This is a genomic window from Calothrix sp. PCC 6303 (assembly GCF_000317435.1).
Lineage (GTDB): Bacteria > Cyanobacteriota > Cyanobacteriia > Cyanobacteriales > Nostocaceae > PCC-6303.
The window spans coordinates 5,503,202-5,515,611 of sequence record NC_019751.1 but is presented as its reverse complement, the minus strand read 5'-3'; the positions used below and the strand labels follow the sequence as shown (position 1 = coordinate 5,515,611).

Here is a 12,410-nt window from a genome sequence, read left to right as displayed (position 1 = left end):
TTTAAGGGGAAAAGTTTTTGGTGGAGTTCAAGCTTCCTCCAAAAACCCGTTTCCTGCCTTCTGCCTGCATTGACCCTTGACATTTTTCTTATCTTCCCCATCTAAAAATTGCTGCACCCCAAGTTAAGCCAGCCCCGAATCCGGAGGCAGCGATGATGTCATTATTCTGGATTTTGCCAGCCCGTACAGCCTCATCTAATGCCAAGGGGATGGAGGCTGCGGAGGTGTTGCCATATTGGGCAAGATTGCTAATTACCTTGTGTTTGGGAATATCCAACCGCTGGGCAACAGCATCAAGGATGCGTTGATTTGCTTGATGTAATAACAGCCAATCGACTTGCTCGGTGCTGATTTGGGCATTAAATAATGCTTTGTCGATCACTTCTGGGACAGATTGAACAGCAAAGCGGTAAACTTCCTTGCCATTCATGGTGATTGCTTGATAAGCGCCCTTACTAACTGTCACACCTGGGGTTAATTCCTGGCTGTCAGCGGCATAGCTCAAATTCAGGTAATGATTTTGGCTACCATCACTTTTGAGCTTAAAACCCAATAAGCGATCGCTTGAATTTGCCTGCATCACCACAGCGCCCGCACCATCACCAAACAGTACACAAGTACCCCGATCTTGCCAATCTACCCAGCGAGAGAGTACATCTGCACCAATTAACAAAACATTTTGGAAAACTCCAGTTTTGATATATTGGGCAGCTGTCACCAACCCAAATAGAAAACCAGAGCAAGCTGCTGTTAAGTCGAAGGCAACAGCTTTATCTGCTCCCAAAGCAGCTTGAATTTGGCAGGCACTCCCGAATAAATCATCGGGGGTGGAAGTTGTCAATAAAATTAAATCAATGTCGCTAGCCGAGATTCCCGCCATAGCGATCGCATTCCGGCTGGCATCGGTAGCCAGGGCGCTTAAGGTGGCACCCGCTGCTGCTATATGCCTTTGGCTGATACCTGTGCGTGTTTTAATCCACTCATCTGATGTATCAACCAAATCCATCATTGCCTGGTTACTTAAACAAGCAGTGGGTACTGCTGAACCACTGCCAATGATTGCTATTCCTGTATTTTGCACTCCTACTCCTTCTAGCTATTAGTTATTCGCCGCTAGTCATTCATCAAGAGTCTAGGTCAAAAAATTGACTTTCGATTTTTGATTGTCAACCAATAACTAACTGCTTTCCCGTTGTAGGCTTTGATATTGCGATTGAATTCGTTGCAATACCTGGTTATCCACTGCTTCTTTTGCCATGCGAATCGCGTTAAAAATCGAAGGAGCTTGGGAACTCCCATGACTAATAACACAAATGCCATCAACACCTAGAAGTAGTGCCCCTCCATGTTCGGCATGATCCATACGTTGTTTTATTCGCTTCAAATTGGGTTTTAAAATTGCCGCGCCGACTTTACCCCGGACACCTTGGGGTAATTCTTCACGAATAATTTGCAACATTACACTTCCAACAGCTTCGGCGAACTTCAACAGTACATTGCCCACAAAGCCATCGCAGACAATGACATCAAAGTCACCGGAAAGTACATCCCGTCCCTCAGCGTTTCCAGCAAAGGAAATTTGGGAATTTTCCCGTAACAGTTGATGAGTGCGAACCGCTGCATCATTACCTTTACAGTCTTCTTCACCAATATTGAGCAAACCTACCTTTGGTTGGGGAATACCCAGGACAAATTCACTATATACTGACCCCATGATGGCGAATTGCTCCAAAAATTTGGGTCGGCAATCGACATTGGCACCCACATCAAGTATGAGAACTTGCTTGCTAGCAACCAGTGTCGGAAAAACAGCCCCAATTGCCGGACGATCAATTCCCGGCAATCTACCCAAACGTAGTAGTGCCGCTGCCATTGCTGCGCCAGAGTGACCAGCAGAAATGACTGCATCAGCTTTACCTTGTTTTACCAAACTCATTGACACATTGATGGAAGCTTTGGGTTTACGCCTAATGGCGTGTAAAGGCTCCTCATCCATTGCGATCGCATCCTCTGCTGGAACGATCTCAACTTGAGTCAAATTTGTCTTAGGCGGCAAAACAGCTTCAATTTGTTGAGGATCACCCACCAACAAAATATCGACACCCAATTCTTCCCGTGCCCGCAGAGCGCCAGCCACGATTTCACCGGGTGCGCGATCTCCTCCCATTGCATCTATTGCGATCCGTACACCAGTCGATCCCATTGCTTGTCAGCTTCTAGAAACCTTACAAATTTTACCAGATGCCCTTAACCAAAGCACCAGACATCTTCTTTTCTATTATCTGTGACTACGTTAACAATTACTGATGTTACCCACAAGGAAAATTGAAAATAGGTATGTTTGTTCAAAGATGCGAACCGACAGTTCGGCGCTTCGCTATCGCGTTAGCAAAGCGTTCTGGTTCCCACAACGTCGCTGTCTCTGGAACAGTAGTGGCTTGTCCCCAACGTCAAGCAAGCTCAGTAATTAAGAAATCCTGGCTTGACGACGGCTTGATAACTTGGATATATTTCGGGATTTTTGTGACCTGGTGTAACCCAGGTAATCAGGAAAAAATAGACAGTTGTGTCGCTCATTTGGGAATACTAAATTCAGAAAATTTCCAGATTTAGCGGTATTGTCATGACTACAGTGAGTATTGCCGGATATCACCTCAGTGAACAACTTTACAACGGTTCCAGAATTCTAGTTTATCGAGGGATTAGACAGGCTGATTTATTACCTGTGGTTATTAAACTACTGAAAAATTCTTGTCCCAGCTTTACCGAACTGGTGCAGTTTCGCAATCAATATACCATTACCAAAAACCTCAACTCACCTCTAATCGTCCAAACCTACAGCCTAGAAACTTATCAAAATGGCTATATGTTGGTGATGGAAGACTTTGGGGGGATTTCTCTCGACAATTTTGCCCAGTTAAAGACTGCACAAACAATCTGTTTACAGGAATTTTTAGAGATTGCGATCGCACTCTGCGACGCGTTGGATATTCTCTATAAAGAGGGCATTATTCATAAAGATATTAAACCCAGCAATATTTTAATTAACCCCGAAACTAAAGAGGTTAAATTAATTGACTTTAGTATTGCATCTCTCCTCCCACGGGAAACTCAAACCCTAACCAATCCTAATGTACTAGAAGGGACGTTAAGCTATATATCTCCTGAGCAAACTGGACGGATGAACCGGGGGATTGACTATCGTACAGATTTCTATTCTTTGGGGGTGACTTTTTACGAATTATTGACTGGAAAATTACCATTTCGGTCAAAAAATGCGATGGAATTAATACATTGCCACATTGCCAAAAAGCCGCCATTAGTGCATGAGATTAACTCACAAGTTCCATCTGTAATCTCAAAACTTGTCAGCAAATTGATGGAAAAAAATGCTGAAGACCGCTATCAAAGCGCCTTGAGTTTAAAATTTGACTTAAATAATTGTTTAGTTCAACTAAAGGAAACTGGCAAAATTAAGAGCTTTGAAATTGCCCAGAATGATGTATGCGATCGGCTGATTATTTCTGATAAGCTTTATGGACGAGAAGCCGAAATAGAAAACCTACTCCAAGCATCTGAAAGAGTTAGTCTTGGTGCAACTGAAATGATGTTGGTAGCTGGGTTTTCTGGGATTGGTAAAACTGCGGTCGTTAATGAAGTTTATAAACCTATTTTGCGGCAACAAGGTTATTTTATTAAAGGCAAATATGACCAATTTAATCGAAACATTCCCTTTTCCGGATTTGTTCAAGCTTTCCGTGATTTAATCAAGCAACTGCTGACAGAAAATGATGCCCGAATTTATGCGTGGAAAACGAAAATATTAGATGCTGTTGGTGAAAATGGTCAGTTAATAATTGAAATCGTCCCGGAGTTAGAAATAATTATTGGCAAGCAACCATCTGTTATAGAACTACCCGGAACTGCCGCCCAAAACCGATTTCATTTATTACTTCAAAAGTTCACCCAAGTCTTTACAAGTAAAGAACATCCATTAGTGATATTTTTAGATGATTTGCAATGGGCAGATTCTGCATCATTAAATTTAATGCAATTATTAATGGCTCATACAACACATCTATTTTTAATTGGTGCATATCGTGATAATGAAGTCACCCCGACACATCCATTAATGTTGAGCTTGAATGAAATTGCCAAAACAAAAGCAATTATTAATACCATTGCTTTATCACCCCTAAATCAAACACAAATAAATAAACTAGTTGCTGATACACTTAATTTTTCAGAAGAATTAGCATGGGATCTTTCTCAACTCATATCTCAAAAAACTCAAGGCAATCCATTTTTTGCTACCCAGTGTCTCAAAGCATTGTATCAAGATAAGCTAATTCAATTTAACTTTGAGATAGGGTGTTGGGAATGTGACGTTACACAGATAACTCAGCAATCAGCTACAGATGATGTGGTTGACTTTATGGCATTTCAATTACGCAGATTACCCTCGTCAACTCAAGAGGTTTTGCAATTAGCTGCTTGTATTGGTAATCAGTTTGATTTAGCTACTTTAGCAATTATTTCTAAACAATCACAAACAGAAACCGCAGCTTGTTTATGGAAAGCCTTACAAGAAGGTCTGATTTTGCCAACTGGTGATATTTATAAATTTTATATAGGGCAAGAAAGTCAATTAGTTAATCAAGAGATTTCTCAAAATGTGACATACAAATTTCTACATGATCGCATTCAACAAGCTGCTTATTCTTTGATTCCAGAGGAACACAAACAACTGACTCATCTCAGCATTGGACAACTTCTGTTGGCAAATACTCATCAAACACGACAAGATGAGCAAATTTTTGAAATCGTTAATCAGTTAAATCATGGTATTTCGTCGATTGATTTACTCCCTCAGCATCAACAATATGCTCAATTAAACCTCAGAGCGGCTCGTAAAGCAAAAGAATCAACTGCCTATATTACGGCACTACATTACCTTAATTATGGAATGGAATGGCTAACAACTAATGGTTGGGATATTGATGCTGATTTAATGCATAGATTACACGAAGAAGCCGCAGAAGTTGCATTACTCAATTGTGATTTTGAACAGATGGAATCTTTAAGTCAGAAGGTATTGCAGCGTACCAACAGCTTACTTCAACAAGTAAAAATATATGAGATTAAACTCCAAGCATATCAGGTACAAAACAGACAGCTACAGGCAATTACAACCGGAAGGGAGATTCTTGAGAAATTAGGAGTGACTTTACCTGAGTCTGTTACCCCTTTAGAAAGTCAGCAACAAGTAGAAAGCACATTAGCATCTTTATCTGATCAAGCGATCGCTAACCTGGCAAACTTACCAAAAATGCAGGATCTAAATGCTGTAGCCGCTTTACGGATTATGATTAGACTTGTCCCATCCATCCACCAAGCTGCTCCCCAACTCTTTCCTAGCATTGCTTGTCAACAAGTTAATTTGTCACTGAAATATGGTAACTCACCCTTCTCTGCACCCGGTTATGCAGATTTTGGCATTGTTGTCGGTACCGTCCTAAATCAGTTGGAGACAGCCTATCAATTTGGGCAGTTAGCACTTCACATCATGGACGAATTTTCGGAAAAATCTGTCCAAAGTATGGTTCAGTTTAAAGTCGCTGCATTCAACCAATCAAATAGACAAAATATCCGACAGGCTATAGATTTGTTGAAAAAGTCCTATCAGGTGGCATTAGAAACAGGTGACTCAGTTCATGCTCTTGTTTCCACTTCATTTAGACTATTCTACACATATTTAAGCGGCACAGATGATTTAGAGAACTTATCCAAAGAAGTAGAAATTTACCAATCAAAATTTTTAACAAGCCAGCATTTTTTATCTTGGGCACATATTATTAGTTGGTCGATTAAAAATTTCACATTAGCTGAAAATTCAAGTTGTCTTGGCAGTGATCTCAATGACGAAAAACACCACTTGTCGATACTTATCCAAGAAAATGACGAACTGGCACTTCATCTATTTTTTCTGAGTAAGTTAATACTTAGCTACTCATTTGGAGATATTTCTCTTGCAATTCAGGATGCAGATCAAGGAGCAAAATATATTAAAGCAGGTATTGGGATGCCTTCTGCACCTGTCTACTATTATTATGACTCATTAACTCGTCTCAGTCTTTATACTCAAGTGGATTTTTTACAACAAGAAAAACTGCTTTCCCAAGTTGAAGAAAATCAGAAAAAACTCAGTATCTACGCTGAGGCTGCACCAATGAATTATCAACACAAATACTATCTGGTAGAGGCAGTTAGATATCAGATTTTAGATAATAAGTTAGCCACAATCGAATACTACGATCTCACTATTAAACTTGCCCACGAAAATGGCTTTATTCAGGATGAAGCTTTAGGAAACGAACTGGCTTGCAAATTTTATCTCAATTGGGGCAAAGAAAAAGTCGCCGCAGGCTATATACAAGAGGCTTACTATTGCTATCTAAAATGGGGGGCAAAAGCCAAAATTAATAACTTAGAAAAATCCTATCCTCAACTACTTAAAGCCATCTTAGAGCAGCCACGAATTAACCTCAATCCTTGGGAAACAATTTCTAGCTTTGTCTTTGGTCAGACACCCACATCTACTGATAGATTAAGTACTAGTAGCAGCAGTATTTCTGGTATTTTAGATTTTGCTTCCATCCTCAAAGCCGCTCAAACAATTTCTGGCAGTATTGAATTAGATGAACTCGTCACCAATCTCACCAAAATTATCTTAGAAAACTCTGGAGCAAAAAAATCTATAGTAATTCTTCCCCAAAATAACAACTGGGAAGTTAAAGCTATTACCTTGCTTGATAACGAATCAAATTCTCAAGAACTAGTCAAAACTATCCTTTCATCACAATCAATAGATACTTGTCAAGAAATTCCTCAGCAAATCATCAATTACGTTAAAAATACTCAACAAATATTAGTTATTGATAATTGCCAAACAGATATTTCTGGGTTAATGGGAGAATATATGCTCCAACATCAACCCAAGAGTGTACTGTGTATACCTATTATGAACCAGGGACATCTAGTAGGAATTATATACTTAGAAAATAAAATCACCTCTGGAGTGTTTACTCAGGAACGTCAGCAAATTATTAGCCTACTTTCATCTCAAATTGCCATTTCCCTAGAAAATGCCCAGCTATATAGTAATTTACAGTCAAGTGAAGCCCGCTTTCTACACCTTGCAGAAAATGCTCCTGGGATGATTTACCAGTTCCAACTTTCTCCGGATGGTATCCCTAAATTTAACTATGTCAGTTCTGGATGCTATGAAATTTATGAAATTTTACCGGAACAAGCAGTTAGAGACGCAAATAAACTAATATTATTGACTCATCCTGAAGACATAGCATATTTTCAAGAGTCTGTAGCCATTTCTGCTCAAACCTTACAACCTTGGCAATACCAAGGACGTATTACTACCCCTTCGGGTCAATTAAAATGGATTCAAGCTGTATCTCGTCCCATCAAACAAAGTGATGGCACAATCATCTGGGATGGACTGTTATTAGATATTACAGAACGCAAACAAGCAGAGGCAGCAATTCAAGAAAAATCTCAAGAATTAGAAAATGCATTGCAGGATTTACAACAGGCACAATTACAAATTATTCAAAGTGAAAAAATGTCTGCACTCGGTAATTTAGTTGCCGGGATAGCACATGAAATGAATAATCCCCTGGGGTTTATATCTGCAACCCTTAAACAAGCTAAACCTACTATTGCTGATGTAGTAGAGCATTTAAAACTATATCAAGAGAATTTGCCAAATCCTAATGTAGAAATTATTCAACATGCTGAAGAAATCGACTTGGATTATAGCTTAGAGGACTTGCCGAAAATGATTAATACAATGCTAACGGCATGTGAAAGATTAAAAAATATCAGTACTAGTTTAAGAACTTTCTCCCGCGCCGATCAAGATTACAAAGTACCATTTAATATCCACGAAGGTATTGATAGTACAATTTTAATTCTCAAACATCGCCTAAAAGCTAACGAACAACGTCCAGCTATCGAAGTAACAACAGTTTATGGTGATTTACCTCAAATTCAATGCTTTCCTGGACAATTAAACCAGGTATTCATGAATATTTTAGCCAATGCTGTTGATGCTTTGGATGAAGTAAATATAGGACGTAGGTTTGAGGAAATAAAAGAAAATCCTAACAGGATTACAATTAAGACATTTGTAGAAAATAATTATGTCAAAATTTCAATTGATGATAATGGTAAAGGAATGAGTGAATCTGTTATACAGAAAATTTTCGACCACTTATTTACTACGAAAGCAGTTGGTAAAGGTACTGGATTGGGATTAGCGATCGCACGACAAATTATTGAAACAAACCACGGTGGTAATTTGATTTGTAATTCTGTTTTAGGAAATGGTACTGAATTTCTAATTGAGATTCCACTGTAGTATCAAATACATGTTATGGGCGAACAAACGTTCGCCCTGGTTTATTCCCCATGATTTTTAAAGAAAGTTCACCAGTGGTAACTTGCCTTGTAGTTCTAATTTTAGTGGGACTAGTTTTGCTTGCATACAACTAGCACAGCTACAACCCATCTGATCGACGATGGGGTTAGAAGTTTGAGAATGGGAAAGAATCGCAGAAGCGATCGCATAAACTGGTTGTGGGGTAATTAGTTCAATTTTGGCTGTGATAACTGCTGAATTTACGCTGGATGCAGATGCTGGATTGATAAATGACAGCAATGAGACGAAGAGGATGGGGAAAATCAGTATAATTTGCTTGATGACCTTCATGATTTATGCCTATAGAAGCTATTTATTGATACAGCATAGCTAATTTGCAGTAATTATTCATTAACTGGCTGTTAAGCTACTTTTAACTTTCGATTTTGGTTCCTCAGATTCTACAGCAGTAGTGTATAAACCTCGTCCATGATGAAACCCGGAGTTTTTTGAGCGATTCAAATGCGTCATTGCGTAGACGCGTAGCGGCTTCCCGGAGGATCGTAAGGTAGACGGGTAGCATAGCATGTCGTCTTACGACATAGGGGCTTGTCGCAGACTAGATAAGCCCGTAGGGCTGGCTACGCCTACTCAAGTTCCCAAGATAGACGAGGTTTATCTAAGCATTAAGACAATTATTATGTGTCATTGAGTTCCCAACTAAATTATTTTTTACTAAATCCTTGGGTACGTTGTATTTTTGACCAAATCAGAATTTCACCTTGATCGCCACCTGCGGCTAGTAGTTTACCTTGGGGATGCCAAGCAAGGCAAGAGAAACCTCCAGTACTACCTGTAAGGACTTGGGAGACTCTTTTTGCGCTTTTCCACAAACATAACCAACCATCGCTAGCGACGGAGGCAAGAAGTAAGCTGTTGGGGGCAAAGCTAATATCTTGAATAATATCTACGTGGTTTGTTAAGACTGTTGCTTCCCAACCTAACGACTCATCTTTGGATTTTTCCCACACTACCATCCCTTCTACGCTGGATGTGGCAAGGAGAGGGACGTTACTAGAATTCCTAAGATTAGACCAGGCGATTTGACGAAGTTTACCGGGGAAACCTCTCATGATCCATGGTTGTGGGTCTTCGCTAGGGATGTATGATGACTCATAGACGCTGAGGGTAAAGTCCATATTTCCGGATGCGAAAAACTTACCATCTGGCGACCATGCGATCGCTAAACTGACTGTAGGCATATTTAGGAAGTAAGGTTCTGCGTCCCAATCTTCACAATCCCAAATTTTTACACCCTGGTTGCCACCAACTGCTAAATATTTACCATCATTACGCCAAGCTATACTCAAAACTGAAGAATTCTCAAAGTTGAGGGTGACAATTACGCTTTGGCTTTCGGTGTCCCAAATTTGCAGATACTGTCCCAAGTTATAAGCTAGTTGGTTCTTTGTAGGGTTCCAAACCATCTTATCTACCCATTTTGGGGCATTTTCTAGGGTTGTAATCAGTTCTATTTGTTCCCAGCTTTGAATTTGCCAAATTTTTACCTGCCCATTTTGTCCACCAACTGCTAAAAACTCTCCATCATGGGAAAAAACTGCACAATCAACAGATGCATCGCTAGCTGTGGCTAAATTTTTGATTTCTCCATCGTTCCACAAAACTACCTCTCCAGCAGCGGAAGTTGCAGCGAGAATATTGCCTTGGTTTGACCAGGCGATCGCAGTAGTATAGTCGTTAAGATGACCAAGATATTTTTGTTCAAATTCTTTGTTAGTCGTTACAGCCATGGTGGAAAATATGGGTCAAGAAGGGGAAAAGGGGCAGGGTATTGGGGGAAGATTGATCGCTTTTTGAGTTAGGCTAACAGCTAATAGCTAATTTTTACAAGCCAGAAAATTAGCCTTGAGTTCAGCTGCATCCAAATTGCGTCCAATGAATACTAGTTCATTTTTAGGGGTTTCATTGGCTTTCCAGGGACGATCTGGTTTACCTTCAAACAGCATATGTACCCCTTGGAAGACAAAGCGATCGCTCTCTCCGGCTATGTTTAAAATACCCTTCATCCGGAAGATGTCGGGACCTTTGGTTTGTAACAACCCTGATAACCAGGTATTAAGTTTTTCCCCATCTACAGATCCAGGTTCCACAATGGCGACCGAAGTCACGCTATCATCATGATCGTGGTCATGATCGTGATGGTGTTCTAAGAATTCCGGTTCAATTTCCAAAGCACGCTCCAAATCAAAAGCCTTCACACCCAGTAAAGCCTCCATTTCTAGTTCAGCATTTTGGGTACGATAGATTTTAGCGATCGCATTCATGCTGCGGATACGTTTTTCTAGTTCCTCCAAATCTGCCAATTCCACCAAATCAGTCTTATTCAACAACACCACATCTGCAAAAGCAATTTGTTCCACTGCTTCATCAGCATCCCAATGTTGGGAAATATGCTTTGCATCCACCACTGTCACCACTGCATCTAGTTCCAGTTTCTCCTTCATGTCTTCATCCACAAAGAAAGTTTGGATCACAGGACCGGGATCTGCAAGTCCAGTAGTTTCAATGACTAGGTGGTCAAATTTGTGACGGCGTTTCATCAAATTGCCAATAATTCTGATCAAATCTCCGCGAACTGTACAGCAAATACAGCCGTTATTCATTTCAAAAATTTCTTCATCAGCATCAATTACCAATTGATTATCAATACCGATTTCGCCAAACTCATTCACAATTACAGCGATTTTCTTCCCATGTTCGTGGGTGAGAATCCGATTTAGGAGTGTGGTTTTACCTGCACCTAAATAACCAGTCAAAACAGTTACAGGTACGCTGTTAGAAATTTCCGCAGTTACCATAAAAAAATTAATCCAGAATCTAAAATTATTTGAGTATAGTGAGTCAACTTACTGGGAGAATTATTCTTCCGGTAAAGTGGCGAAGCAGATTCTTCCTAATCAAACTTATGATATCGTTCTCAAGAACGGCATGATTGCTTCGACAACATTATGTGAATATTCTTCATGCATTCCCAAGGTACCCGGAAGAATCTGACTTCGGACATTAGGCAGTAATGCAAGTGCATCCATTTCTAAACGGGATTTTGGTGGTGATGATTCACCAATTATCTCCATTAATGGTATCGATAAACCCCCCGCCAGTTCCAAAAATTCCCCTTGACTACTTACTGCATCCAACTTTCCGGTCACAAATGCTGCCGGGGCAAATCTGGCTCCTGGCTTTTGAGTATTATTCCACTTATATTGCACAAATTCATCTGTCAACTGACTCATATCAGTATAGACATGACGACTATACATCCACTTCAAAAACGATGGTGCGGTATTTAGTTTGTAGAGGAATTGACCTAAAAGTGGTAAACAAATTAAATCTTTAGTAAAATCCGCAATATTGACATTTGCTCCCATTGTTGGTAATGGACCTCGCCAAGTTGGGGCAATTAGGGCAATACGGGAAAATAAATTGGGTAATTTTTGAGCTAATTGTAAAATATATGCAGCACTATGACCAGCCGCCACAACCATTACTGGAACTTGGAAAATAGAAGTAATGAAATCTTCGATAAATTGACGGTAAAGTGCAGGTTGATAATCGAAAGGTAAACGGGAAGAATCACCAAAACCAGGAAAATCCACCGCAAAAACCTGGAAATGTGGCGCTAATAATTGGGCAATTTCTGCCATTTCCGAACGCATGGAAACCGTACTAAAAGCAGGTAATAGGAGAACTGGGGAACCATTCCCCAGGGTTTCATAGACAATCGATACCTCTTGATTTTGCCAATTCCAACTAAATTTACAAATATTTCCACCAATATCTGTATTCATGATTTTCAAAACTCTGAGTTTTCTAAGAAATTACTACCTTCTCCAGCATAGAAGCGATATCCCTTAAAATCATAACCAGCCCTCCTATTCTTGATATGCTTCTG

8 protein-coding genes are annotated in these 12,410 nt (G+C 39.9%); 2 read left to right on the top strand and 6 right to left on the bottom strand.

Annotation, left to right across the window (positions count from 1 at the left end; all coding sequences use genetic code 11):
- Nucleotides 1-88: 88 nt before the first annotated feature.
- Complete coding sequence (locus CAL6303_RS22315; protein WP_015200096.1) at nucleotides 89-1,081, bottom strand: beta-ketoacyl-ACP synthase 3; 993 nt, start codon at nucleotides 1,079-1,081, stop codon at nucleotides 89-91.
- Between the two features lie 96 nt (nucleotides 1,082-1,177).
- Entirely contained in the window at nucleotides 1,178-2,203 is a 1,026-nt protein-coding gene (gene plsX, locus CAL6303_RS22310; protein WP_015200095.1) for a phosphate acyltransferase PlsX, read from the bottom strand.
- A 134-nt stretch (nucleotides 2,204-2,337) separates the two neighbouring features.
- Here plsX and CAL6303_RS22305 point away from each other — a divergent pair, with 134 nt between their 5' ends.
- Nucleotides 2,338-2,613, top strand: coding sequence for a hypothetical protein (locus CAL6303_RS22305; RefSeq protein WP_015200094.1), 276 nt, complete (start codon nucleotides 2,338-2,340; stop codon nucleotides 2,611-2,613).
- Nucleotides 2,614-2,623: 10 nt separating this feature from the next.
- On the top strand, nucleotides 2,624-8,437 hold the full coding sequence (locus CAL6303_RS22300) for an ATP-binding sensor histidine kinase (protein WP_015200093.1): 5,814 nt from the start codon (nucleotides 2,624-2,626) through the stop codon (nucleotides 8,435-8,437).
- Nucleotides 8,438-8,494: 57 nt separating this feature from the next.
- Here the strand turns inward: CAL6303_RS22300 and CAL6303_RS22295 are convergent, their stop codons facing one another.
- The 4 genes from CAL6303_RS22295 to CAL6303_RS22280 all read right to left on the bottom strand — a co-directional run bounded on the left by CAL6303_RS22295 (nucleotide 8,495) and on the right by CAL6303_RS22280 (nucleotide 12,306).
- Entirely contained in the window at nucleotides 8,495-8,788 is a 294-nt protein-coding gene (locus tag CAL6303_RS22295; RefSeq protein ID WP_015200092.1) for a hypothetical protein, read from the bottom strand.
- Nucleotides 8,789-9,162: 374 nt separating this feature from the next.
- The gene (locus tag CAL6303_RS22290; RefSeq protein ID WP_015200091.1) at nucleotides 9,163-10,248 is read right to left on the bottom strand and encodes a WD40 repeat domain-containing protein; all 1,086 of its coding nucleotides are present in this window, start codon (nucleotides 10,246-10,248) and stop codon (nucleotides 9,163-9,165) included.
- A gap of 87 nt (nucleotides 10,249-10,335) precedes the next feature.
- The gene (locus CAL6303_RS22285; protein ID WP_015200090.1) at nucleotides 10,336-11,316 is read right to left on the bottom strand and encodes a CobW family GTP-binding protein; all 981 of its coding nucleotides are present in this window, start codon (nucleotides 11,314-11,316) and stop codon (nucleotides 10,336-10,338) included.
- 105 nt (nucleotides 11,317-11,421) lie between these two features.
- Nucleotides 11,422-12,306 carry an alpha/beta hydrolase gene (locus tag CAL6303_RS22280; RefSeq protein WP_015200089.1) on the bottom strand — a complete coding sequence of 295 codons (885 nt, stop codon included), beginning with the start codon at nucleotides 12,304-12,306 and terminating at the stop codon, nucleotides 11,422-11,424.
- Nucleotides 12,307-12,410: the final 104 nt, after the last annotated feature.